Here is a 23,428-nt window from a genome sequence, read left to right on the forward strand (position 1 = left end):
CCCATGAACGAGCCCTTCTCCCCGCAGGACAGCCTCGCGCTGATACGCACCATGATCGACAAAACGCGGTTCAGCCTCCGGGAGAACCGCTTCTACTTCCTCCTCTGGGGCTGGGTGGCCTTCATCGCCATGCTGCTCCAGTTCTTCCTGAAGGCAGTGCTGCACTACCGGCATCACTACATGGTGTGGCTCGCCACCCTCCCCGCGGTGCTCGTCACCATCTGGTACTCGAAGCGACACCGGCAGCGGGGCCCGCGCACCTACGTGGGCGATGCGATGTCGGTGCTGTGGTTGGGCATCGGCTGCTCCTTCTTCGTGCTGAGCGTCATCATCTCACGCTCGGAAACGGGCTGGTACGGGGCTTTCCCGTTCTTCATTCTCTTCTACGGCCTCGGCACCTTCATCTCCGGCAAGCTGCTCGCCTTCCGCCCGATGGTGATCGGCGGGATCATCAACTGGGCCCTTGCGATCGGCTGCGCCTGGGCGCCCTACGACTACCAGATCCTGATCGGCGCCGCGGCCATCGCCACCAGCTACCTCATTCCCGGCTACCTGCTGGGCCGCACCAAAAACGATACGCGATGAACGAGCAACCTATGAACGAGCAGGAGAGCCTGCGGCTCATCACCGAGATGATCGGCAAGGCGAAGAAGAGCATCCACGAAACGGGTGTCAGCGCCATGCTCTGGGGTTCGGTGATCGCGCTCTGCGGCTTTGTGACCTTTGCCGAGATGCACTGGCGTTTCTACATCGGCTTCGACGTGTGGGTGCTCACGCTGCTGGCCCTGCTGCCCCAGGTGTTCATCTCGATCCGCGAGCGGAAGCAGCGGCGCGTGCTCACGCACACCCAGGAAGCGATGAACGCCGTATGGCTCGTGTACGGCCTCAGCATCTTCGCACTCGTTTTCTATTTCAACACGGTAACCGAACCGGTGACGCGCGAGCTTGCCGGGCGCGGCATTCGTGTATTCGACAACGACCGGCTGCGCAGCGTGCCCATCCCCAGCCACGGCAGCCTCCTGCTGTTGCTCTACGGCATCCCGACACTCGTAACCGGCATCGCGCAGCGCTTCCGGCCCATGAAGCTGGGCGCGGTCGTATGCTATGCCTGCTTCGTGGTCTCCTGCTACGTCACCACCGAGTGGGATATGTTCCTCAACGGCATTGCAGGTGTCTGCAACTGGCTCATCCCCGGCCTCATCCTGTGGCAGCGCCACCGGGCCGGTATAAAAGCGGCGCATGTTTAAGGACCTGGATCCCATACTCCATTCGCAGCTCCGCCTGGCGGTGATGTCGCTCCTCATTGCGGTGAAGGAGGCCGAGTTCACCTTCCTGAAGGAGAAGACCGGCGCCACCGCCGGTAACCTCTCCGTGCAGGTGCAGAAGCTGAAGGAAGCGGGGTACATCGAGGTGCAGAAGCAGTTCAAGGACAACTACCCGCAGACGCTGTGCCGCGTAACGCAGACGGGCATCGACGCGTTCGAGAAGTATGTGCGGGCGCTGCAGGGGTATATCGGGAAATAGAAGCGTTTAGCGTTTAACGTCTGAAGCTGGTCGCCGGGAGGCGGCCTTTTTCTCTAACCGGCTGATAAGAAAAAGTTCGTTTGTGCGTTGGTGGAAGAAACCGGCCGATGCGTGTCCTTACTTTTCTACCTGCTTTAAGCCTGATTTGGCTACTCTCCTGCGTAGGTAAGCCCAAACCTGAAACCGGGCATTCTTCAAGCATGCAACTTGCCGGCCGGCTGTTGCAGAACCAATCTTCCTTGGTCATCAAGTCAATGGAGGAGAAACGGAGCGAATCGGCAAGTCGGTATAAAGCGGACTTGCACCTGCCGATGATGAAGCCGGCACATGGGCATTGCCGCGGAATGCTGGATAGCATCGACACTTGGGAACGTGTGCCGGAAGCTGCACGGCCATCGCTTCCGATTGCTTCAGCGCACTTAGAATGACTGCAGGACAGTATCTACGGTGTCAATGCTTGTTTGGGCACGGAGCTTGGAGAATTGGATTTCGTATACGGCAGGTTTTCGCGTGAGCCGGCTGCCAATGAGATTGTTTCGGCAGAGGGGCTTTCCAATTCGCTGCTGGCGCGGTTACGCCTGAACGTGTTGAGTCAGCAAGTTCGTGTAATGGAGCTCCTGAATGAACAAGTATCGTTTTATGATGAGGATTACGATGTGTTTTCCGCAATCGTCGGGCAGAATTCCAATGCGTTGCATCCCGAAGAGCAGCTTATCATCAACGCCGGTGTCGGAAGCTTCGCGCGGAAGGCAGTCGCGGGCATTCGAATCAACGGGCGGTTAGTGGCAATCGGTCCGGACGGGCAGGCGGTAGATTCCATCCGGGTTGGCTCCACCGCCGGCAGCTATTCCATTCCTGTCGGGATCGGGTTTACTGACCAGGACGGGAAGCGCCGGACCGTGACCAAAGAGGTTGAATACCGTGTGCTTAGGCCCTAAGTAGAAAGCCGTATTTTTACGGGAGCAACCGTAACAATACTATATTAGTGGCATAGACCAAGACGAACCACCTATGACCTCCTCCCTGTTTCAGGAAGCGACCCGTATCTGGAAAGAATTCTCCGGCCAGCCTTCCGCAACAGGCCTCCGCTTCGAGCTGGACCTGCACCGGACGATGCCCGGCTTCTTTGCACTCGGCGACGAATACCATTATGTGTTTCACCTTGCCGACGGCTCCTTCGAGTACCTGAGCCCCGACGTGGAGACGGTGCTGGGCTATCCCGCGGCACAGGTAGACGCAGCGTTCCTGCTGTCGGCCATTCATCCCGACGATCAGCCCTATTTCCTGAACTTCACGCACCGCACCCGCAGCTTTTTGGCGGAGCTCGGTCCGGGCCAGCTGCCGCATTACAAGGTCCGCTTCGACTTTCGCGTGCGCCGGCAGGACGGCAGCTATATCCGCATCCTGCAGCAGGCGGCCGCCCTTCATCACGACGGCGAAGGCAACCTGCTGCGCATCTTCGGCGTGCATACCAATATCACCGACATCAAGGAGCACGGCGTGCCGGTGCTCTCCTTTATCGGCCTCAACGGGGCGCCTTCGCACATCAATGTGGAGGCGGAGCGCATTTACCCGCTTCCCGGCGACCTGCTCACGCGCCGCGAGAAGGAGGTGCTCGCCTTCCTGATGGAAGGACGCAACAGCCAGCAGATCGCGGAGGCGCTCAAGCTGCGTGAGGGCACCGTGCACACCCACCGCAAGAACATGCTTCGCAAAGCCGGCGTCAGCAACAGCTCGCAGCTGATCGTCCGGGCCATCCGCGAAGGCTGGATCTGAAACGCTGTTTGAGTTATGTGTCAGGCTACTTAGCTGGCCGTACAAGCACGGCATACGGGGCTGCCGCCCCTTTTCACGACGTCACAACGACACAATGGAACGACGGGCAGCAAGGAGACCCATCAATTCCCTCCGTCGCGCCGTTGCGCCGTCCCTCTGTCGCGCCATCGGGTGCTAAGAGGCTGTTTGAGTTAGCTGATGGGCTGGCAAGGCCGCAAGCGGCCTGTTTTACGCGGCGGCGCGGCGAGGGGCGGCGCAGCGCAGCGGTAATCTGTAAGAATTTCATTTTGCATTTCTTCGTCGCGCCGTCGCGCCGTTGCGCCGTTGCGCGCAGAGGCCGCTTGCGGCCGACCATCTCAGAGCTTTCGGGAAAGCCTATTAGCTCAAACAGCCTCAAAGGCCGCTTGCGGCCGACCGTCAGGCGCGGGAACGGCAAGGCCGCCCCACCGTTCAACCTTTCCTTCTTTGCATTGTTTTGGGAGTGACGCGCGCGGCCCGTGCGTAGCTTTGTCCACCATGCCCCCCGTGATCTCGGTCTCGCACCTTACCAAGCAATATCCCGGCCTCCGCGCCGTGGACGATCTCAGTTTCACCGTGGAAGAAGGCGGCGTTTACGGCTTCCTCGGCCAGAATGGCGCGGGCAAGTCCACCACCATCCGCATGCTCCTTACCCTGGTGCAGCCCACCGCCGGCCGCATCGAGCTGTTCGGCAAGGAATTGTACGCCCACCGGCACGAGGTGCTCGCGCAGGTCGGCACCGTGATCGAGCGCCCCGACCTGTATAAATACCTGACGGCTTACGACAACGTGCGCCTGATGTCCGAGCTGAGCGGCGTGCGTGCCGACCGTGCGCGCATCATGAAGCAGCTGGAGCAGGTGGGGCTTGCCGACCGGGCAACGTCGAAGGCAAAGACCTTTTCGCAGGGCATGAAACAGCGCCTCGGCCTTGCCTGCGCCCTCATCCACAACCCCCGCCTCCTTATCCTCGACGAGCCCACCAACGGCCTCGACCCGCAGGGCATCGCCGACGTGCGCCGCCTGCTGCGGCACCTGAGCCGTGAGGAGGGCAAGACCATCCTCGTGTCGAGTCATCTGCTCGCCGAGATGGAGCTCGTGGCCGACAGCATGCTCATCATCGACCGCGGGCGCAAGGTGGCCGAGGGCCGCGTGCAGGAGCTGCTCAACCCCGACGACATGCGGGTGGAGCTTACCGCGGCCGACCCTGCGTCGGCACGTGCGGCGCTTGCCCGGAGCACCTGGGCAACCCGCCTGGAACCCGGCGCCGACCGCCTCCTCCTGCGCCTCGCGCGCACCGAAGTACCGGCCCTCAACCGCGACCTCGTAGCGCTCGGTATCGACGTACTTGCCCTGCAGCCGCGCCACTCGCTCGAAGACTATTTCCTGTCCATAACACAATCTGCCCATGCTCCTGCGGCTCGTTAGGCTCGAACTGTTCAAGATCGCGCGCAAGCCGCGCACCTATATCGCCTTCGGCGCCATCCTGGCTATCGTGCTGCTGCTGCAGCTCGCGCTGTATAAAGACGGTGAGACCTACCTGCGCTTCGCGCTGCAGTCGCTCGAAGGGTCGTTCGGAATTACCGGTACCATCATCAACGGTTACTTCGTGTGCTTCGTGATCCTGCAAACGCTGCTGGTGCACGTGCCCCTGCTCATCGCCCTCGTAGCCGGCGACTCCATCGCGGGCGAGGCCAATATGGGCACCCTGCGCCTCCTCTTCTCGAGGCCCGTGAGCCGCAGCACGGTGCTGCTCGGTAAGTTCATCGCAGCGCTGCTGTATACGCTCGGCCTGCTCGTGTTCATGGCGGTGGCAGCGCTCTTCGGCTCCCTGCTGCTCTTCGGCCCCGGGGACCTCATCATCCTCAAGAGCGATATGATCGTGATCCTCGATAGCGGCGATGTGATGTGGCGCTATGCATCGGCCTTCGGCTTCGCCTTCCTGGCCATGAGCACCGTAGCGGCCCTGGCCTTCTTTCTTTCACTCTTTGCCGAGAATTCCATCGGGCCCATCATTGCCACGATGGCGGTGGTGATCGTGTGCACCATCCTCACCACGATGGACATCCCGATGTTCAATGCGCTGAAGCCCTGGCTGTTCACCAACCACATGCTCAACTGGAAGGGCTTTTTCGAGCGGCCGCCCGACGGGGCCGAGATCGCCCGCTCGGCGGCGCTGCTCGCGGCCCACATCGTGGTATTCGTAGGCGCCACGCTGCTCATCGCCCGTAAAAAAGACATTTTATCCTAAAAACGAATGATTATGAAGTGCTGTTTTGGTTTTGTGACGCTGTTCGTTTGCTCTGCCTCGGTCCAGGCCCAGGAGGCTAATGCCCTGGTGCAGCAGGTAAAGGCCCGACTCGAGAAGGTGGCCGACTACCAGGCCACCGCACAGATGGACATCAACGTGCCGTTCATCAACGCGCCGAGCTCTGAAGTGCAGGTGTTCTACCGCCGCCCCGACAAGTTCCGGGTGCAGAAGCCGCAGGGAATCTCGGTGCTGCCGAAAGGAGGGGTGCGCATCAACCTCGCCGCGCTGCTTGCCGGCAACAACTACACGGTGGTGGATGCCGGCACCGCGGCCGTCGGCGGCTTCAACACCCGCGTGGTGAAGCTGCTCCCATCTGACGAAAGCGGTCCGGTGGTACTGAGTACGCTCTACATCGACGCGGCCCAGCCGGTGATCCGTAAAACTACGGTGGTGGCCCGCGAGGGCGGCTCCTACGAGATGCTGTTCGACTACGGCCGTTACACCGCCTGGGGCCTGCCCGACAAGGTCACCTTCGTGTTCTCCGCGAAGGAGTTCAAGATGCCCAAGGGCGTCACCTTCGACTACGAGAAAAGCGGTCCAAAGAAGGACCCGCCGAAAGGCGACGGCAAGGGCCGCGTGGTGCTTACCTACAAATCCTATACGATCAACAAGGGCGTGCCGGATGCGGTCTTCAAGGATTAGTGATGAATGGGGTAATGGGGGAATGGGGTAATAGGGTAATGCAGTGAACGAAGAATGCCGGGAGACTCCCGGCATTCTTCGTTAATGGCGTCGCTTCCTATGGCAAGCTATTTCTCTAATCCACTGGTCTGGTTCGTTCAATTACCCCATTCTCCCATTCCCCCATTCCCCCATTCTCCCATTACCCCATTACCCAATGGTTTCATCGATCCGCTCGTCTTCCACGTTCTTCAGCACTTCCGATACGACCTTGCGGAGCGGGTTGCGGGTGCGCTCCTCGTAGCCGGCGCGGCGGTTGATGATGTCGACGCACTCGAAGACGGCGGTGGTGAAGGAGGAAGCGTCGGCGATGCCTTTGCCGGCAATGTCGAAGGCGGTGCCGTGGTCGGGAGAGGTGCGCACGAAGGGCAGGCCGGCGGTGAAGTTCACACCGTCGCCGACGGCGATGGTCTTGAAGGGAATGAGGCCCTGGTCGTGGTACATGGCGAGCACGGCGTCGAATTGCAGGTACGACTGGCGGGCAAAGAAGGCATCGGCGCTGTACGGGCCGAACACGAGGTAGTTTTGCTGCTTCGCTTCCTTGATGGCCGGGCGGATGATGCTTTCCTCCTCGGAGCCGATGAGGCCCTCGTCGCCGGCATGGGGGTTGAGTCCGAGTACGGCGATCCTGGGTCGGTCGATGCCAAAGTCGCGGCGGAGGCTTTGCTGGAGGAGCTGCAGCTTGGAGAGGATCCGGCCCTTCGTCAGGTGGCTGGCCACGTCCTTGACGGGAACGTGCTCCGTTACGAGCGCCACGCGGAGGTGCTCGCTGTACAACAGCATCAGCACGTCGTTCACTTTGGCCGCCTCCTTGAAATAGGGGGTGTGGCCGGAATGCCTGAAGGTGTCGGACTGTACGTTCTTTTTATGGATCGGCGCCGTTACGATGCCCTGGAGGTGGCCTTCGAGCACCGCCTGGGTGGCGGCTTCGAGCGAGCGCACCGCGTACTGGCCGCCGGTGTCGTTCAGCTGGCCGGGGGTGATGGCCACGTCGTCTTCCCACACGTTGAAGATGTTGATCTGCTTGTGGTTCACCTTGCTGAACTCCTTCAGGCTCTGGTAATTGAGCTGCGCTTCGGGAAGGCTTTTCTTATAGAAGTTGATCAGCTTGTTGTTGGCGAAGATCACCGGCGTGCAGTGCTCCAGCAGCCGGTGGTCGGAAAAGGTCTTCACGATGAGCTCGGGGCCGATGCCGTTGATATCGCCGCAGGTGATGCCGATGACGGGTTTTTGCATACCCGCAAAGGTGTGGAAAATTATGTTACGGCCGGCGGATGAGCGGGCGCCGCGGGCCGCGGCGACGGGCGGCACGGCAATTACCGGGGCCGGGCAAGCGGCACCGCTCGGGGGGCGCCCGGCACCGTTCGCAGCCGGATTTCTACGACCCGCGGAAGCAGGCTGTTCGTAAGAGCCGCAGGAGACACTCCGTAAAACTACGATTCAAAATCGCCAAGTTTTACCCTTGTGCCGCGTCGGAGGGAGGTCTACTTTTGAACCCAGACGCCGGTGGGGCTTTCGCGACCACGGGCAAACCCAAAGCAGCAGCTACCCCCAATTACCTAGGCACACCTGCCCCAGTGGTGTTGCCAGTATGCCGGCTACCGCTTCTGCGTTGTGTTCGATTTCCCAGCCTTCAATCCGATCCTTCAAAAAACCGTACCCCTATGACGAGACTTTTACGCCTTCTGGCCGTAATGGTCATTTCCCTGCCCGCCGTGGCGCAATGCCCTTCCGGGTATACCTCTGCCCAGTTGAACTGGGATGCCATGGATTTCCTGAAGACCGGCGGCGGCTACGCCACCTATGTCACGGCCGGCATGGCCAAGACGCAGAACTTCGCCTTCGGCACCGGCAAGATCAATATCGATCATACCTATACCGGCACCAACAATGGCGGTATTTCTACGGCCCACACGGGCGAGCTCGGCGCCAACGGCACCGGCGCCGACGTGTTGTTCCTCGGCAACGGTACGATCACGATCACCTTCTCCAATGCGGTGCGGAACACGAGGTTCGCCATCGCCGATATCGACCGGAGCCAGCGCGTCTCCATCCAGGCCTACAATGGCCTGCTGCCGGTGAACGTGGCGCTCTCGACCCTCTCTACCTCCATCCTTACAGTTACCGCCAACAACACCGCCCTCGCACGGGTCGACGCCAACACCACGGTGCTCGCCAACAACGTGACCACCGGCACGGTGAACGTATCGATAACCGCCGAGATCACGAGCATTGTGCTCACCGTTTCCAACACCGGTACCGTTACCTCGGGTTCTACATCGGGCCAGGAGAACGGCGGCTTTTTTCTTTCCGACATCAGCGCCTGCACCAATACGCCCGCCTTCACCACCAACTATTACCAGGTGGCGAAGCCTTTTACCGGGCAGCCCGGCTATGTGCTCATGAGCGCCAACAACATGGTGTACCAGGTGGATGTGGCCACCGGCAACGCCAAGTTCATCTTCGCCGACGCCTCCAACAACAACATCAACTCGATGGGCTACGACCCGGTGAACCGGATCCTGTATTACACCTACAGCCTTACCTCGTCCCCGTCGACCGATAAGAAGGTGATGAAGTACGACTTCAACACGGGCACCATCAGCACCTTCATCCCCGACGTCAACACGCTGGGCATCCCGACCTACCAGATCGGCATCGAGTCGGGAGCGGCTTCCTTCTATGACGGTGCGCTGTACCTGGGCATCGAGGGCTATGTTCCGAACACGACCTCCGTGGCCGGCCGCAAGTCGATCGTCTGGCGCATCCCCATCAGCAGCACCGGCGTCATCGGCGACGTGGTGCAGGCCTACGGCATCCCCTCCGACCAGACGGGTACCGGCCAGATCCACGACTGGGGCGACATCGGCGTCAACAACGGCGTCATCTACGACTTCGACGTATCGCAGAACGGCTCCAACGTGCTCCACTACAACATGCAGACGGGTGGGCTCACTTCTTATAACCCGACCTTCACCGTAAACCAGACCGGCATCGATTACAACGGGCAGATCTACAACGTGGGTACGACCGTGTCGCCCTATACCGGCACCACGAGCGTGAACACGGCTGCCGTAAGAACGATCGTCGGTAACCCTGCCTTCCCGGCGTCGGTGAGCATCGGCGATGCTTCGGAAGCCTTCCGGCCCAAGGCCGATTTCGGCGATGCCCCGGCAAGCTACGATCCCGACCCGAATGCCCCGGCCGTGCACGAGGTAACGGCGACCCTGCGCCTCGGCGCCGCCACCACCGACGAGTGGGATAAGATCACCTCGGCGCTTGGCGACGGCGATGCCGACGACGGCCTACCCACGCCCACCATCGTGATGAACAACAGCAACTTCCTCACGAACGTGAACGTGTATAACAACACGGGCGCGCCGGCTACGGTGGCCGCCTGGGTCGACTTCAACTCGAATGGGATCTTTGAAGCCGGCGAGGGCGCTACGGCAACGGTTCCTTCGAGCGCATCCGTGCAGGCAGTGGACCTTTTCTGGGCTTCGCCTTCCAACAACCTGCTCCCGTATTCCTACACGTTCATGCGCATCCGCGTGACGTCGGCGGCCAACAACCTCACTACGGCCAAGGCCACCGGCTTCTTTGCCGACGGCGAGGTGGAAGACTACCGCGTGCAGGTGAACGCCTACTCGCTGCCCAGCGACCTCCTGCGCTTCGATGCGCAGAAGGCTCCGCAGCGCCGTGGCCGGATCAGCTGGGACGTGGCCGACGAGGTGCCGGGCTCCGTGTATACACTGCAGCGCAGCACGGACGGCCGCACCTGGACCGAACTGCAGCGGCAGGCAGTTGCCGCGCCCCGCAGCCTCGGTAAGTATACGTACACCGACATGCGCCCCGAGCCGGGCGTCAACCACTACCGGCTGCGGATCGCCCGTCCGGGCGGGCAGGCGCAGCAGAGCACCGTGCGCCGCCTGCAGTTCGACAGCGAGGCCCGGATTACGCTGGCCCCGAACCCCGCTGCTGGCGCTACCCAGCTGCTCGCGGCGATCCCGAAGGCTGCATCCGGTACCCTCACCCTCTATGCCGCAAGTGGCGCGCTCGTGCACGCGCAGGTGCTCCGGCTTCCGGGCGGCAACAGTGCCACCCCGGTGGCGCTGCCCACGACGCTGACTGCCGGCACCTACCTCGTAGAAATACGGATAGGCGACCTGCGCTATACCGACCGGCTTCAGATCCGCAAGTAAGACCGAGAACAATCCAATCCAAACCAACCATCCTGTGAGTGTCATGTGGAGAACCCGAGCCAGCATCGTCCTGGTATTGTTACTGCTTTTTTCATTCCGTCCTGCTTTTGCCCAGGACAAGTACAGTAAAGTGCGCATCCCGGTGAAGGACCCGGCGGCCCGCGCATTCGTATTCAACAACCTTGAGCTGGATCACTACCAGACGGTCGGGGAGGCCCTCGAGGTGGTGGTGGACCAGGACGAGCTCGCCGTGTTGCGCGCTTCCGGCTACGCCTACACCGTGGTCGTCGACGACGTGGTGCAGTATACCACCGAGCTCAACCGCCGCCTCGGCGACGGGGGAGAGGCCAACCGCGCCAACTTCCAATACACTTGCGGCAAGGCCAGTTCCATCTTCAATGTGCCGGCGCTGTTCGGAACGGGTGGCAGCCTGCGTCTGGGTGCGACCTCGGGCTATGGCTATTTCACCTACAACGAGATGGTGGCCGAGATGCAGGCGCTCGTGGCCGCTTATCCCACCATTGCCTCATTGCAGACGATCGGTACCTCGGAGCAGGGCCGCGTCATCTACGGCATCAAGATCTCCGACAACGTCGCCCTCGACGAGAGCGAGCCGGAAGTGCTGTATACCGCCCTGCAGCATGCCCGCGAAGCCATCGGCGGCACCAGCATGATCTTTTTCATGGAATGGGTATGCGAGAATTATTCCCGGGATTTCAAGGTCCAGGAGCTGGTCAACAACCGCGAGATCTTCATCATCCCCTGCGTGAACCCCGACGGCTATGCGTATAACTACAGTGGCGCCAGCGCCTCGTATCCGACCACCGGCGGCGGGCTGTGGCGCAAGAACCGCCGTACGCTTCCGGGCGGCAATATCGGGGTGGACCTGAACCGCAACTACAGCGTGGACTGGGGCAACTGCGCCGGCGCCAGCACCAGCTGCGGCACCACCAACACTTCCCAGGATACGTACTTCGGACCGAGCGCCTTCTCGGAGAAGGAAACCCAGGCGATCCGCGCCTTCGTACAGGGACGCCGCTTCGTGGCCGCCATCGACCAGCACTGCACCGGGCCCTACTACTCGCTGCCGTTCGGCCGACCTTCGCTCCACACCATGAGTACGCTCGATAAGTATTTCTACAGTGCCGTACCGGCGCTCATGGGCTTTTACAATTGCCACCTCGCCGGCAACTCCCCCGAGACCGTCAACTACGAGGTGGCGGGTGGCATCAAGGACTGGTTGCTGATGGGCGACATCGGCACCGGAACGAAGGGCAAGATCTACGGCATGACCGGCGAGGCCGGCGGCGGCTCCTTCTGGGCGCCCATCAGCCAGATCCGCCAGCTGTGCCAGGAGAACACCTTCCAGAACCTGCAGCTCGCCTATGCAGCCGGCGCCTATTACAACATAGAGGACCAGAGCGACATCGCAGCCACCCGCCTCAACGGGAAGTTCGCCTACGAAGTCCGCAACATCGGCCTCAGCAACGGCACTGCCACGGTAAGCCTGGTGCCGATCGAAAACATCTTGTCGGCAGGCGCCGCGAAGACGCATACGTTCACCACCTACTACCAGACCGCCACCGACTCCATCGCTTACGTGCTCCCCGAAGGGATGCAGAACGGGATCCGCATCCGCTATGCCTGGAAGATCACGGCACCCGACGGCCTTACGATGTACGACACCGTGGAGAAGATCTATAACCCGGTGACGCTGCTGTCGGAAGATATGGAGGGCAACCTGTCGACCAACTGGACAACGGCCAGCAACCTGACCACCACGGCGGGCAACTGGGGCTTCGTGACCACGACGGCTTTTGGCGGCACCAAATCGCTGGCAGAGTCGCCGGGGGGTAATTATACGACCAGCACCACCCGTACCATCACCTACAAGAATACCTTCAACCTGTCGGACGCCGCGAAGGCTTATCTCTCCTTCTGGGTGAAGCACCGCACCGAGAACTGCCGCGACAAGCTGCAGGTGCAGTTCTCCACCAACGGCACAACCTGGACCCCCTATTGCGGCACCCATACGGTATCGGAGAACAGCGGCCAGCTCGCCGGGCAGCCGGCGCTCACCGGCATCCGCGACCAGTGGAGCCGCGAGCTCTTCGACATGACAGCCCTCATCGGGCAGCCGGCCGTATATATGCGGTTCCAGTTCACCTCCGACAACGACGCCGACGGCTTCGCCTACGAGCTGGATGATGGATTCTATATCGACAACGTGAAGGTGGTGAAGACGACGCAGACCTTCAACGTGCTGCCCGTGCGCTTTCTCCGCTTTACGGGCAGCCTGCAGCCGAACGGCACCGTGCGCCTCGACTGGGAAGCGTACACCGATGCGCAGCACAGCCACTTCGAGATCGAGCGCTCCGCCAACGGGCAGCAGTTCGAGTCGTTGGGCCGGTCGGTGCCACAGCCGCCGTATCACTTCGTGGATGCCCGCCCGTTCGCCGGCAACAACTACTACCGCATCCGCCAGGTGGACCGCGACGGCAAGGTCACCTATACTCAGGTAGTGCTCATCAACGTAGCGCGTCAGTTGCAGCTCCGGGTTTTCCCCAACCCCGCCACCGATGTGCTCCAGGTGCGGCTCTCCTCGGGGCAGGGCGGCACCGTGCGCCTCGCGCTCGCAAACCTGCAGGGCCAGCCTGTATGGACCGGGGTGCAGGGCCTCTCGGCCACGGAGCGCCTGCTTGAAGTGCCCCTCCAGGGCCGCGCGGCTGGTACCTATATCCTGCGCATTACCGACAATAACGGAACCATCCTCGCCACGCAGCGCGTCGTGAAGCTATAAACTCGGTTTGGTCTAGTTCTCCGGAGCCACGGCTGCACCTGCGGTCGTGGCTCTTTTTTTGGCGATGCGGGGTGCGCTTATCTCCTAACAGGCCTACCCTGCATCGGATTCTTACAGGGGAAAACCTGTAAATCTGAAATCAGCACATCCGAGATCTGGGATCCTTCACCGTACTTTGTACCATGTATACGCTGAAGAAGTCGCTGGGGCAGCATTTCCTTACCGACGAGAGTATTTGTCGCAGGATCGTGGCTTCCCTGGAGGCATACCCTTCCCGGCAGCTGCTGGAGGTGGGGCCCGGCGGCGGTGCGCTGACGAAGTACCTGCTGGAGCTGCGGGACATCGACTTCAAGGCGGTAGAGGTAGACGACGACAAGGTGCAGTACCTGAAAAAGACCTACCCCGCGATCGAGAGCCGCCTCATTCACCAGAGCTTCCTCGACATGGCGCCCCCCTTCGAAGGACCGTTTACCGTGGTAGGCAACTTTCCGTACAATATTTCCACCGAGATCGTGTTCCGCATCATCGAATGGCGCGCACAGGTGCAAAGCACCGTCGGCATGTTCCAGAAGGAGGTAGCCCAGCGCCTCGCGGCCACCCACGGCAACAAGGTGTACGGGGTGACCTCGGTGCTGACGCAAACCTACTTCGACGTGGAATACCTCTTCGACGTACCGCAGGGTGCCTTCAACCCGCCACCAAAGGTGATGAGTGGCGTACTGCGCATGACCCCGCGTGCCGCGCCGCTCGACGTTGCTTCCGAGCGGAAGCTGTTTGTGCTCGTAAAGACCGCTTTCAACCAGCGGCGCAAAACACTCCGCAATGCCGTTAAGTCGCTGTTTTCCGAAGAGGAGCTCCAGGATGACCTGTTCAACCGGCGCGCCGAGCAGCTGAGCGTCGCCGAATTTGCCACCCTGACCTTCCGTATGCGATGAAGACCGCCCTCCTGACCGCGCCCGCCCACCCGATGCTCGTGCCCGCGCTCGAGGCCCGGGGCTATACCGTGATCGATGCGCCCGCCATTACGTACGAGGAGCTGTTGGAGCAGATGGATACCGTGGAAGGCCTCGTGGTGACCACCCGCCTGCGGATCGACGCGCCCCTCATCGACCGGGCGCCGCGCCTGCGCTGGATCGGGCGCCTCGGCTCGGGGATGGAGTTGATTGATGCGGCTTATGCCGAAGCGCGCGGCATTACCTGTATTTCTACACCCGAGGGCAACCGAAACGCGGTGGCGGAGCACACGCTCGGCCTCCTGCTCGGGCTGCTCAATCATATTCCGCGCTCGTTCAATGAAGTGCGGGAGGGCCTCTGGCGCCGCAACGAGAACCGCGGCACCGAGCTTTCCGGAAAGACCGTGGGTATTATCGGTTACGGCCATACCGGCGGCGCCTTTGCCCGCCTGCTGGCGCCCTTCGACGTACAAGTGCTGGCCTGCGACAAGTACAAGGACGGCTTTACCGACGGCTATATCCACGAGGCTACGCTGGAGCAGATACAGGCCGAGGCCGAGGTGCTCAGCCTGCACCTGCCCCTCACGCCCGAAACGAAGCAACTGGCCAACGATCGCTTCTTCGAGAGCCTGCAGCGACAACCCTTCTTCCTCTCTACCTGCCGCGGCAAGGTCACGGATACGGCGGCGCTCATCCGCGCCCTGGAGCGCGGCCTCCTGCGCGGCGCCGCCCTCGACGTGCTGGAGAACGAGCGGATCGCGCAGCACAGCGATGGCGAGCGGCAACAACTCGAATGGCTCTGCGCCCATCCCGACGTGATCATCACGCCCCACATCGCGGGCTATTCGTACGAGGGCTACCGGCGGATGTCGGAGGTGCTGCTGGAGAAGCTGGAGGCGGCGGGAGTCGTGAAGCGTCAATCGTGAATCGTCAATGGAGCAGTGTTGCCTGGTAATGCGCCTGGCCCCGGGCTGCACCGCCCTGCGCACGATTCATGCTTCACGAAAAGAATCGCCTTCCGGGCAATACCGCCCTTTTCACGACTGACGATTCACGCTTCATGAATCCATCCCATTCGCCCGAAATCGGAAAAAGAGTATATTTGTCGACACAAGCAACGCTTCGGTGAGCAACCGGGGCGTTGCTCTTTTTTTCAATTCGATTAACCGAACGACCATGAGTGGAATTCAATATGTGACCAAGGAGACCCTCGAGCAAATGAAGGCGGAACTGCAGCACATGAAAGGCGTAGAGCGCCCCGCCGCCTCGAAGGCCATCGCCGAGGCCCGCGAGAAAGGCGACCTCCGCGAGAATGCCGAGTACGACGCCGCCAAGGAAGCCCAGGGCCTGCTGGAGGCCAAGATCGCCCAACTCGAAGGACAGATCGCCACGGCGCGGATCGTGGACCAGACGAGCATCGATACGTCGAAGGTGTCGATCCTTACAAAAGTAAAAGTGACCAACCTGAACAATAACAAGCAGGTGACCTACCAAATCGTGTCCGAGAAAGAGGCCGACCTCAAAAGCGGCAAGATCTCCGCCACCTCACCCATCGGCAAGGGCCTGCTCGGCAAGGCCGTAGGCGAAGTGGCCGAGGTGACCGCACCCGCCGGTACGCTCAAGTTCCGGGTGGAAGAAATCACGGTTTAAGGCATAGAAGTTAAAGAAGCGATTCTAACCGCTAAGTAAAGAAGGGGCTAAGGATTTCGCTAAGATTAAGGCCGCGCTGAAGCGCGGCTTTTTCATTTGTACTGCGGCGCATCTCGTAACGAATCCTTACCATTGCTTTTGGCTCTTTAAAGAAGAGGCTGTTGGCGGTGTTGACGCCTGCGAAAGAAACCTTAGCGAATACCTTCTTTTCTTCTTTTCTTAGCGGTAAGAAACTCTTTTTTACTTACCCAGCCTTAATCATAAGCCATGAGCATCTTCACCAAAATCATCTCCGGCGAAATTCCTTCCTATAAGATCGCCGAGAACGAGCGCTTCTTTGCCTTCCTCGACATCTTTCCGCTCCGCGAAGGGCATGTGCTGGTAATCCCGAAGCTGGAGGTAGACAAGCTTTACGAGCTGCCGGAGCAGGAGCTGTCGGAAATGCTGGTGTTCGCGCAACCCATCGCCCGTGCGATTGAGAGGGCCTATGGGCAGCGCGTCGGTATGTCGGTGATCGGCATCGAGGTGCCGCACGCACACCTGCATCTCGTGCCCATCCGCAGCGCCAACGACATCAACTTCACACAGCCGAAACTGCAGGTATCGCCGGAGGGGCTAAAGGCCGCGCAGGAAAAGATCCTCGCGCACCTTTAGGCGTCGCCACAGCGCCAGGCAAATAAAAAGGGATGCACCGGCATCCCTTTCTGTATTTATACGGTTGCGGAGCAGCGCCACCAGAGCATGTCGCCGTCTTCGCCCACCACCTGGAACCCGTTCTTCTCCAGCGTGCGGTGCGAGGCGCTGTTGGCTTTTTCGGTCTCCGCCGTTACAGATGTTACTCCTGGTTGGCGCAGCGCCCATTGCGTGATGGCAGCGACGGCCTCCGTCATATAGCCTTTTCCCTGGTGCGCCGCATAGGTGCCGTAGCCGATCTCCACGGTGCCGGCGGCATCGGGCGCGCCCTTGAAGCAGAGGTCGCCTACCATGCTGGCGCTGGCTGCGTGCACGATGGTCCAGAGCGTGGAGAAGAGGTGCGCTTCGCCAGCGGCGGCTACGCCGGGCAGGATGGTATGCGTGAGGGCATCGGCCAGCGCATCGTCGAGGGAGCGGGGATGGGGCTCGAGGCCCAGCTCGCGCTCGAGGGCGCCGTCGTTGCGGATATAAGCCTCGAGCTGTGCGTAGCTGAGGGGCAGCAGCCGCAGGCGCGGCGTGTGGAGTACTGTCTGAGGAGCGTGTGCGGTGATCATAATCGGTGCCCGCAAAGGTACCCTGCCCGTTTCCGGACGCAACGAAGGGTTGGATGAAATGCGTTATTTGCCGATCGGGCGCACAAAGGTTGTCGCTACCGCGGTGCTTCAGCGCGCAACCGTGGCTCCGCGCTCCTTGCCGAAAAGGGCTTCCTCGAGTTCCTGGAACCCGTTCCACTGGCAACCGCCGTCGTGCTTTTCGAAGGAGCGGCCGCGGTAGCGCACCGAATAGTCGTGGTTGGTAGTACAGAGCAAGGGCTCGAAGACGCGGCGCTCGAGGCGGAGCACGAAGGTGTCGAGGGCAGCGCCCTGCGCTGGTTGGAGCCAAACGGTATCCTGGCGGCTACGGGTGTGCAGCACGGCGTAGCGAGCCGTATCGCTGCGGAACAGATCGATACGTTCCTGATCACTGGCAAAGCAACCTTTGTAGTCATGGCGGATGCTTCCCTCGCGGGTGGCGCCAGCCAGCGCATGCCGGTACCCGAAGCCATCGCGGTCCCGGAGCTCCGGGTGGTAACGCTCCGCACCATTGCCGCAGGCCATTAACCCGAGAGTGCACAGGAGGATCGGGAATTTCATGATACGTCGTTTTTTTATCAGCACATTACCCTTCATCGACAAGCCCGGGGTGTCAGGAGCCACTTGTCAGGCTGAGCCTGTCGAGGCCACTCCATCAGCACATAATCCTATCACCCCATTACCCCATTAGCATATTAACCCACCCTTCCCGGATTATCGTTGATGAACTTATCCCAGGCGGCGGCGGGCTTGCGCGGGTTGCGGGCGCGGCTGCGGGCGCCGGCGGCCACGGGAAGCCCTTCGGAGAAGTAGTGGGTGATGGCCACGGCGAGGGCGTCGGTGGCATCGAAATATTTGGGCGATTCGGTAAATTTCACAAGCTGGTGCAGCATCTGCCATACCTGCTCCTTGTCGGCATTGCCGTTGCCGGTGATGGATTGCTTGATGCGCTTCGGCGAGTACTCGGTAACGGGGATGCCGCCGGCCATGGCGGCCGCGATGGCCACGCCCTGTGCCCTCCCGAGCTTGAGCATCGACTGCACGTTCTTGCCGAAGAAGGGCGCCTCGATGGCGAAGCTGTGGGGCTTATGCAGCTGCACGAGCTCGGTCACCTTTTCGTGAATGAGCTGCAGGCGCACGTAGTTGTCTTCTTTGACCGGGAGCTTCAGTACGTCGATGGCCCGCACGCCGATGACGCCTTTCTGGACGGCGATCACGCTATAGCCCATCACGACGGTGCCTGGGTCGATGCCGAGTATGATTTTCAGTGGTTTTTCCAAGGAGGCGCTTATTTTTAGGGCGATGCAGTGGGGTAAAATTAGTAAAAAATTTAGCAATTACTTGCTGGGCCCGCTGCTCTTCGCCTGGCTCGTCTACTCCATCCGCGGGCAGGTGCTCCGGCAGCCGCACCTCGCCGCGTCCTGGAAGGAGATCAGCGCGGCGTTTACCTCGGGGCAGGCGCTCTACCTCGGGGCCATCATCTTGCTCATGGGCGTCAACTGGGGACTCGAGGCCGCCAAGTGGCGCCTGCTGGTGGCTCCGGTGCAGCCCATCGGCTTCTGGCATGCCCTGCGGGCCGTGCTTTCCGGCGTTTCCTTTTCGGTAACGATGCCCAACCGCATCGGCGAATACCTCGGCCGGATGCTCTACCTCCCCGAAGGAAAGCGCCTCCGCATCATCGCCCTCACGCTCGTAGGCTCGCTGGCACAGCTGCTCATCACGCTCTGGGTGGGCACGGCCTCGGTACTCATCCTGAAGGGGCGCCTCATCTCCTCGGGCCTCGTGCACCCGCTGGCCTGGCAGTTCGGCTTCTTCGGCCTGCTGGCGATCACCCTCGCTTTAACAATTTTTTATTGCTCTGTTTCTGTCTTTGAGCGGTGGCTCGAACGTATCACGAACAGGGCTTCCTGGATCTACCTCGTAGAAGCACTACAGGAGTTTGGCATGCAACGCTTGGGCCGGCTTTTGCTTCTATCCGGTGCGCGGTATGCCGTCTTTGTGATACAATATGTTTTGGCTTTTCATTTGTTCGGAGTTGTTGTATCCTTACCGGTAGCCGCCGTGGTCATGGGAGCCGTTTTCCTGGCGCTGGCCATCATCCCCAGTGTAGTATTGCTGGAGGTGGGGATCCGCGGGCAGGTCAGCCTGCAGCTGATCGGCCTGTTCAGCGCCAACAGTCTCGGCATCCTGCTCAGCTCGGTCTCCATCTGGTTCATCAACCTAGTGGTGCCGGCCCTGGCGGGAAGCCTCCTGATCCTGGGCATTAAAATATTCAAGCAACGATATGAGGAACGTTAAACCCTACTTGATCCTGGCACTCTGCACGCTGCTGTTCGGCGGACTTCATGCTTCCCGCGAGGAGCAGGAGCTGCCGCAGGAAGTGGCGTCCAGCACCACGCAGGAAGACTTCTGCGGCATCCGCAACACCACTTTCCAGAACGGCGAGGTGCTCACCTACAACGTCTACTATTCCATCATCGGCATCTACGTGAACGCGGCCAACGCCACCTTCTCGGTGAACCAGGAGCGGCTCAACAACCGGCCGGTGTACCACATCACCGGCGTGGGTAAAACGACCTCCTCGCTCGAGTGGGTGTCGAAAGTGAACGACCGCTTCGAGACCTTTATGGACACGGGCACCCTGCAGCCGTATAAATTCGTACGCAACATCCAGGAAGACTCGTACCGCAAGTTCGAGACGGTGACCTTCAACCGCAACGCCGGTACTGCCATCACCAACGAGGGCGTATACAAGGTGCCGGGCTGCGTGCAGGACGTGGTGAGTGCGCTCTACTATGCCCGCAACATCGACTTCAACAAGTACAAGACCGGCGACAAGATCAACTTCAATATGTTCCTGGAGAACGAGGTGTACAATATGTACATCCGCTACCTCGGCAAGGAGAACATCAAAACGCGCTACGGGAAGTTCCGCGCGGTGAAGTTCAAGCCGCTGCTCATCAAGGGTACCGTGTTCGAAGGCGGCGAGAAGATGACCGTGTGGGTGAGCGACGACGAGAACCGCATCCCGCTGCGCGTGGAGAGCCCGCTGAAGGTCGGCACCATCAAGGTGGACATGATGGGCTATAACAACCTGCGCTACCCGCTCTCCTCGCTTAAAAGCTTGCGTTGACGGGAGAAAGCAACAGAGGAAGAAGGAATATCGAATGATGAAGGGAGGGACGAGGCGTTCCCTCCTTTTTTGTGGGCATAGGTTGCTGAATGGTCAGTTAAGAGAGAAGGAACGCAGATGCTACGGATCTAATACGATGAGCGCGGATAATTGTTGCTGGTGCTTCAGTTGCTGCGTCCGCAAGCGTCCCCCCAAGTAAGATCTTTCGGTACGATAACATATGCCGCACAGGTGCGCCCCTTACCAACTGACCAATAAACATCTCTGCCCAGCGAAATCCTTAGCTCCTTCTTTTCTTAGCGGTAAGAAAACACTTTTTTACCTTTTACAGCCTTCCGTGTTCCCTGTTCCTTATTCCCTGTTCAACTGTTCGTTCCCGCCTTGCAGCATGTCACCGAGCGACTAAAAAGTAACTCCTGAAATAGATTCCAGATCCGCGATCAAAGATCTGAGATCCTCAGTTCCCTCCCCATGCGGATGCCTTTCTCGGTTTCCACCAATTCGCAGCACTGGCGCTGGTGGTCGTGCTCGAAGAAGAGGATGTAGTTGCCGGCGGCGGCTTCCTGGAGAAAGCTTTTCTTTTCCTGCAGCGAGGTGAGGGGGCGCGTGTCGTAGGCCATTACGTAGGCGATCGGGATATGCCCCGCCGAGGGCAGGAGGTCGGCCATGAACACGATCGTGCGGCCCTTGTACTCGATCTGTGGGAGCATCATCTTCTCGGTGTGCCCGTTCACGAACCGCAGCGACACGCCTTCGAGGAGCGGCACCGTAGCCAGGCGTCCGTCGGCCGGTGCCTCCGGCGCGTTGACGAAGCGCAGCTGCCCGCTCTCCTGGATCGGGAGGATGTTCTCTTTCAGGAAGGAGGCCTTCTCGCGGTCGTTGGGCTGCACGGCCCATTGCCAGTGCTTTTCATTGCTCCAGTAGGTGGCGTTCGCAAAGGCCGGCACCAGTTTGTCGCCCTGCCGCTCGATGGAGCCGCCGCAGTGGTCGAAGTGCAGGTGCGTGAGCAATACGTCGGTGATGTCGGAGCGGTGAAAGCCGTGTGCGGCGAGGCTCTTGTCGAGCGTGTCGTCGCCATGGAGGTAGTAATGGCCGAAGAACTTGGGGTCCTGCTTGTTGCCGATGCCGTTGTCGACCAGCACCAGTCGGCCCTCGTGCTCGATCAGGAGGCAGCGCATCGCCCAGGTACAGAGGTTGTTCTCGTCGGGCGGGTTGATCTTCTGCCACATCGTTTTGGGCACCACGCCGAACATGGCGCCTCCGTCGAGCTTGAAGTTTCCGGTTTCTATTGAGTAAAGGTTCATCGGGTTCTGAAGGTTTTGGAAGGTTTTGTCCCGAAGCCTCGGGAGGTTTTGGAAGGTTCCGTGGTTCAGGAAGGTTCAGTCGGGTTCAGGATGGTTGGAAGCCCCTTTTTGACTTTTTAGTTTTGAATTTTGACTTCCGCACGCTGTTTCTTCAACGTAAAGAAAAGCCCCACGAGCCCGGCGGCGAAGAAGCCCACGAGCGAGAGCACGGAGGCGCGCTGCGAGCCGGTGAGCTCGATGATAAAGCCAAAGGAGAACATCCCGATGACGATGGCGATCTTTTCGGTGACATCGTAGAAGGAGAAGAAGGATGTGGTGTCGCGGGTTACGGGCATCAGCTTCGAATAGGTGCTGCGGCTCAGGCTCTGGATGCCGCCCATGACGAAGCCGACGGCGGCGGCGAGCCCGTAGAACTCATAGATGCCGCCAACCGGCAGCGCCCATCCGGCAATGCAGCAGCCGATCCAGAAAACGACGCAGACCATCAGCGCCCTGATGTTGCCGATCCTGCCCGAGAGGCGCGAGATCAGCAGGGCGCCCGGCACGGCGATGAGCTGGATCATCACGATGGCGATGATCAGGTTGGTGGTCGGGATCCGCAGCTCGCTCTTGCCATACAGGGTAGCCGCCAGCATCACGGTCTGCACACCCATGTTGTAAAAGAAGAAGGAGGTCAGGAAGCGCTTCAGCACGGGGATGTGCGTCAGCTGGCCGAATACCTTTCGCAGCTCCTGGTAGCCGGAGAGCAGGGCCCCACGAGGCCTGTCCGACACCACGGGGCGAGGCAGGCGGCGCAGCGGCAGCTGGGCGAACCCGAACCACCAGAGTGCCACGGCCAGGAAGGAAGCCTGGAACTCGATATAGTTGCCCTTTTGTCCGCCGCCAAGGATGCCGGGAAAGAAAACAAAGATGAAGCAGACGATCTGTAATAATACGGACCCGACATAGCCGTACGAGAAGCCGCGGGCCGAGATGCGGTCGCGGTCTTCGGGCGCGGCGATCTCGGGCAGGTAGGAATTGTAAAACACGAGCGAGGCCCAGTAGCCGATGCAGGCGATCACCATGCACACGATGCCGAGGAAGAGGAAGTGGGGGTAGTTGGGCGTGAAGAAGAACAGGCCCGCACAGGCCAGCGAGCCCATCGTCAGGAAGAAGGCCATGAACGTTTTCTTGTTGCCCCGGGTGTCGGCAATGGAGGAGAGCAGCGGCGAGATGAGGGCCACGATGAGAAAGGCAATGGCCAGCGCATAGGTATAGAGCGAAGTGTTGACGAAGGTGCGCCCGAGGAAGGTCACCTGGTCGCGGATCACGTTGCCCGCGTCGTCGCGCCTGGAGGTGATGGCCTCGTAGTACGCCGGGAAGATGGTAGAGGTGATCACCAGGTTGTAGGCGCTGTTGGCCCAGTCGTACATGGCCCAGGCGTTGATCACCTTTTTCGGGGCGGTCTTTTGGACAACCGGCTCCAGGACAGATGCGGCTTCGGTGGCGGTGTGCATGCTGCGGTATTTGAGGGCTAAAGGTAATGGGTTAATGTGCTAATGGGATAATGGGTTAATGTGCTAATGGGGTAATGGGAGAATGGGGGAATGGGATGATGGGGTAATGCAGGACGGTTGTTCCTTACCAGCCCATGGCTTCAGCCATGGGTTTTCGATTTTCACCAGTCCACGGCTTCAGCCGTGGGTATTCGAAATGCACCAGCCTATGGCTTCAGCCATGGGGTTTTAAGTATATCAAAGAAGAAAGCCGCCCCGGTGGGAGCGGCCTGATATGTTTTCGCGTTCGTTGCACCTTTGCCGGCCTCCGCGCCATAG

The 23,428-nt window shown here is 60.5% G+C and carries 22 protein-coding genes; 16 read left to right on the plus strand and 6 right to left on the minus strand.

All coding sequences use genetic code 11. The features are described from left to right. Nucleotides 1–3 precede the first annotated feature (3 nt). The 8 genes from ABD937_RS00865 to ABD937_RS00900 all read left to right on the plus strand — a co-directional run bounded on the left by ABD937_RS00865 (nt 4) and on the right by ABD937_RS00900 (nt 6,268). On the plus strand, nt 4–585 hold the full coding sequence (locus tag ABD937_RS00865) for a hypothetical protein (protein WP_345252691.1): 582 nt from the start codon (nt 4–6) through the stop codon (nt 583–585). Then, on the plus strand, nt 582–1,247 hold the full coding sequence (locus ABD937_RS00870) for a hypothetical protein (RefSeq protein WP_345252692.1): 666 nt from the start codon (nt 582–584) through the stop codon (nt 1,245–1,247). Before ABD937_RS00865 ends, ABD937_RS00870 begins: the two co-directional genes overlap by 4 nt. Then, nucleotides 1,240–1,524 carry a winged helix-turn-helix domain-containing protein gene (locus tag ABD937_RS00875; RefSeq protein ID WP_345252693.1) on the plus strand — a complete coding sequence of 95 codons (285 nt, stop codon included), beginning with the start codon at nt 1,240–1,242 and terminating at the stop codon, nt 1,522–1,524. The genes ABD937_RS00870 and ABD937_RS00875 overlap by 8 nt, the downstream gene beginning before the upstream one ends. A 482-nt stretch (nt 1,525–2,006) precedes the next feature. Then, complete coding sequence (locus ABD937_RS00880) at nt 2,007–2,462, plus strand: hypothetical protein (protein ID WP_345252694.1); 456 nt, start codon at nt 2,007–2,009, stop codon at nt 2,460–2,462. 73 nt (nt 2,463–2,535) lie between these two features. Beyond that, nucleotides 2,536–3,300 carry a helix-turn-helix transcriptional regulator gene (locus tag ABD937_RS00885; RefSeq protein WP_345252695.1) on the plus strand — a complete coding sequence of 255 codons (765 nt, stop codon included), beginning with the start codon at nt 2,536–2,538 and terminating at the stop codon, nt 3,298–3,300. A gap of 516 nt (nt 3,301–3,816) precedes the next feature. Beyond that, nucleotides 3,817–4,743, plus strand: a complete 927-nt coding sequence (locus ABD937_RS00890) for an ABC transporter ATP-binding protein (RefSeq protein ID WP_345252696.1) — start codon at nt 3,817–3,819, stop codon at nt 4,741–4,743. Beyond that, entirely contained in the window at nt 4,724–5,566 is an 843-nt protein-coding gene (locus ABD937_RS00895) for an ABC transporter permease (protein WP_345252697.1), read from the plus strand. Before ABD937_RS00890 ends, ABD937_RS00895 begins: the two co-directional genes overlap by 20 nt. Before the next feature lie 12 nt (nt 5,567–5,578). Further along, on the plus strand, nt 5,579–6,268 hold the full coding sequence (locus tag ABD937_RS00900) for a LolA family protein (protein ID WP_345252698.1): 690 nt from the start codon (nt 5,579–5,581) through the stop codon (nt 6,266–6,268). Nucleotides 6,269–6,457: 189 nt separating this feature from the next. On the opposite strand, the gene pdxA is transcribed toward ABD937_RS00900, so the two are convergent. Continuing rightward, nucleotides 6,458–7,543 carry a 4-hydroxythreonine-4-phosphate dehydrogenase PdxA gene (gene pdxA, locus ABD937_RS00905; protein WP_345252699.1) on the minus strand — a complete coding sequence of 362 codons (1,086 nt, stop codon included), beginning with the start codon at nt 7,541–7,543 and terminating at the stop codon, nt 6,458–6,460. A 428-nt stretch (nt 7,544–7,971) separates the two neighbouring features. Between pdxA and ABD937_RS00910 the strand changes: the two genes are divergently transcribed. From ABD937_RS00910 to ABD937_RS00935, 6 genes are all read left to right on the plus strand, one after another. Continuing rightward, nucleotides 7,972–10,509, plus strand: coding sequence for a GEVED domain-containing protein (locus ABD937_RS00910; RefSeq protein WP_345252700.1), 2,538 nt, complete (start codon nt 7,972–7,974; stop codon nt 10,507–10,509). Nucleotides 10,510–10,552: 43 nt separating this feature from the next. Further along, nucleotides 10,553–13,309, plus strand: a complete 2,757-nt coding sequence (locus ABD937_RS00915; RefSeq protein WP_345252701.1) for a M14 family metallopeptidase — start codon at nt 10,553–10,555, stop codon at nt 13,307–13,309. Between the two features lie 182 nt (nt 13,310–13,491). Further along, the gene (rsmA, locus tag ABD937_RS00920) at nt 13,492–14,244 is read left to right on the plus strand and encodes a 16S rRNA (adenine(1518)-N(6)/adenine(1519)-N(6))-dimethyltransferase RsmA (RefSeq protein ID WP_345252702.1); all 753 of its coding nucleotides are present in this window, start codon (nt 13,492–13,494) and stop codon (nt 14,242–14,244) included. Further along, nucleotides 14,241–15,188, plus strand: coding sequence for an NAD(P)-dependent oxidoreductase (locus ABD937_RS00925; RefSeq protein ID WP_345252703.1), 948 nt, complete (start codon nt 14,241–14,243; stop codon nt 15,186–15,188). Before rsmA ends, ABD937_RS00925 begins: the two co-directional genes overlap by 4 nt. 250 nt (nt 15,189–15,438) lie before the next feature. Beyond that, a complete protein-coding gene (gene greA / locus ABD937_RS00930) occupies nt 15,439–15,912 on the plus strand; it encodes a transcription elongation factor GreA (RefSeq protein WP_345252704.1) in 474 nt (157 codons plus the stop codon). Between the two features lie 267 nt (nt 15,913–16,179). Further along, entirely contained in the window at nt 16,180–16,566 is a 387-nt protein-coding gene (locus ABD937_RS00935; RefSeq protein WP_345252705.1) for an HIT family protein, read from the plus strand. A 56-nt stretch (nt 16,567–16,622) separates the two neighbouring features. Here the strand turns inward: ABD937_RS00935 and ABD937_RS00940 are convergent, their stop codons facing one another. The 3 genes from ABD937_RS00940 to ruvC form a co-directional block, all read right to left on the minus strand. Further along, the gene (locus ABD937_RS00940; protein WP_345252706.1) at nt 16,623–17,159 is read right to left on the minus strand and encodes a GNAT family N-acetyltransferase; all 537 of its coding nucleotides are present in this window, start codon (nt 17,157–17,159) and stop codon (nt 16,623–16,625) included. A 108-nt stretch (nt 17,160–17,267) separates the two neighbouring features. Beyond that, on the minus strand, nt 17,268–17,738 hold the full coding sequence (locus ABD937_RS00945) for a hypothetical protein (RefSeq protein WP_345252707.1): 471 nt from the start codon (nt 17,736–17,738) through the stop codon (nt 17,268–17,270). Between the two features lie 134 nt (nt 17,739–17,872). Further along, nucleotides 17,873–18,457, minus strand: coding sequence for a crossover junction endodeoxyribonuclease RuvC (gene ruvC, locus ABD937_RS00950; RefSeq protein WP_345252708.1), 585 nt, complete (start codon nt 18,455–18,457; stop codon nt 17,873–17,875). Between the two features lie 61 nt (nt 18,458–18,518). On the opposite strand from ruvC, the gene ABD937_RS00955 reads away from it, so the two are divergent. Together ABD937_RS00955 and ABD937_RS00960 are read left to right on the plus strand one after the other, a co-directional pair. Further along, nucleotides 18,519–19,475 (plus strand): lysylphosphatidylglycerol synthase domain-containing protein, encoded by a 957-nt coding sequence (locus ABD937_RS00955; RefSeq protein ID WP_345252709.1) that lies wholly within the window; start codon nt 18,519–18,521, stop codon nt 19,473–19,475. Continuing rightward, nucleotides 19,462–20,310 carry a DUF3108 domain-containing protein gene (locus ABD937_RS00960; protein ID WP_345252710.1) on the plus strand — a complete coding sequence of 283 codons (849 nt, stop codon included), beginning with the start codon at nt 19,462–19,464 and terminating at the stop codon, nt 20,308–20,310. The genes ABD937_RS00955 and ABD937_RS00960 overlap by 14 nt, the downstream gene beginning before the upstream one ends. A gap of 440 nt (nt 20,311–20,750) precedes the next feature. Here the strand turns inward: ABD937_RS00960 and ABD937_RS00965 are convergent, their stop codons facing one another. Together ABD937_RS00965 and ABD937_RS00970 are read right to left on the minus strand one after the other, a co-directional pair. After that, nucleotides 20,751–21,614: an MBL fold metallo-hydrolase gene (locus tag ABD937_RS00965; RefSeq protein ID WP_345252711.1), complete on the minus strand. Its 864-nt coding sequence runs from the start codon at nt 21,612–21,614 to the stop codon at nt 20,751–20,753. A gap of 116 nt (nt 21,615–21,730) precedes the next feature. After that, nucleotides 21,731–23,110 carry an MFS transporter gene (locus tag ABD937_RS00970; protein ID WP_345252712.1) on the minus strand — a complete coding sequence of 460 codons (1,380 nt, stop codon included), beginning with the start codon at nt 23,108–23,110 and terminating at the stop codon, nt 21,731–21,733. Between the last annotated feature and the right edge of the window lie 318 nt (nt 23,111–23,428).

Source organism: Flaviaestuariibacter amylovorans, assembly GCF_039541815.1.
Lineage (GTDB): Bacteria > Bacteroidota > Bacteroidia > Chitinophagales > Chitinophagaceae > Flavisolibacter > Flavisolibacter amylovorans.

What these genes read in the sequence shown, in the direction of transcription:
- ABD937_RS00960 (WP_345252710.1), top strand. Translation starts at nt 19,462, where the DNA reads ATGAGGAACGTTAAACCCTACTTGATCCTGGCACTCTGCACGCTGCTG.
- ABD937_RS00970 (WP_345252712.1), bottom strand. Translation starts at nt 23,110, where the DNA reads ATGCACACCGCCACCGAAGCCGCATCTGTCCTGGAGCCGGTTGTCCAA.
- ABD937_RS00940 (WP_345252706.1), bottom strand. Translation starts at nt 17,159, where the DNA reads ATGATCACCGCACACGCTCCTCAGACAGTACTCCACACGCCGCGCCTG.
- ABD937_RS00910 (WP_345252700.1), top strand. Translation starts at nt 7,972, where the DNA reads ATGACGAGACTTTTACGCCTTCTGGCCGTAATGGTCATTTCCCTGCCC.
- ABD937_RS00900 (WP_345252698.1), top strand. Translation starts at nt 5,579, where the DNA reads ATGAAGTGCTGTTTTGGTTTTGTGACGCTGTTCGTTTGCTCTGCCTCG.
- greA (WP_345252704.1), top strand. Translation starts at nt 15,439, where the DNA reads ATGAGTGGAATTCAATATGTGACCAAGGAGACCCTCGAGCAAATGAAG.
- ABD937_RS00895 (WP_345252697.1), top strand. Translation starts at nt 4,724, where the DNA reads ATGCTCCTGCGGCTCGTTAGGCTCGAACTGTTCAAGATCGCGCGCAAG.
- ABD937_RS00865 (WP_345252691.1), top strand. Translation starts at nt 4, where the DNA reads ATGAACGAGCCCTTCTCCCCGCAGGACAGCCTCGCGCTGATACGCACC.
- ABD937_RS00965 (WP_345252711.1), bottom strand. Translation starts at nt 21,614, where the DNA reads ATGAACCTTTACTCAATAGAAACCGGAAACTTCAAGCTCGACGGAGGC.
- ABD937_RS00935 (WP_345252705.1), top strand. Translation starts at nt 16,180, where the DNA reads ATGAGCATCTTCACCAAAATCATCTCCGGCGAAATTCCTTCCTATAAG.
- ABD937_RS00925 (WP_345252703.1), top strand. Translation starts at nt 14,241, where the DNA reads ATGAAGACCGCCCTCCTGACCGCGCCCGCCCACCCGATGCTCGTGCCC.
- rsmA (WP_345252702.1), top strand. Translation starts at nt 13,492, where the DNA reads ATGTATACGCTGAAGAAGTCGCTGGGGCAGCATTTCCTTACCGACGAG.
- ABD937_RS00875 (WP_345252693.1), top strand. Translation starts at nt 1,240, where the DNA reads ATGTTTAAGGACCTGGATCCCATACTCCATTCGCAGCTCCGCCTGGCG.
- pdxA (WP_345252699.1), bottom strand. Translation starts at nt 7,543, where the DNA reads ATGCAAAAACCCGTCATCGGCATCACCTGCGGCGATATCAACGGCATC.
- ABD937_RS00885 (WP_345252695.1), top strand. Translation starts at nt 2,536, where the DNA reads ATGACCTCCTCCCTGTTTCAGGAAGCGACCCGTATCTGGAAAGAATTC.
- ABD937_RS00945 (WP_345252707.1), bottom strand. Translation starts at nt 17,738, where the DNA reads ATGAAATTCCCGATCCTCCTGTGCACTCTCGGGTTAATGGCCTGCGGC.
- ABD937_RS00915 (WP_345252701.1), top strand. Translation starts at nt 10,553, where the DNA reads ATGTGGAGAACCCGAGCCAGCATCGTCCTGGTATTGTTACTGCTTTTT.
- ABD937_RS00870 (WP_345252692.1), top strand. Translation starts at nt 582, where the DNA reads ATGAACGAGCAACCTATGAACGAGCAGGAGAGCCTGCGGCTCATCACC.
- ABD937_RS00890 (WP_345252696.1), top strand. Translation starts at nt 3,817, where the DNA reads ATGCCCCCCGTGATCTCGGTCTCGCACCTTACCAAGCAATATCCCGGC.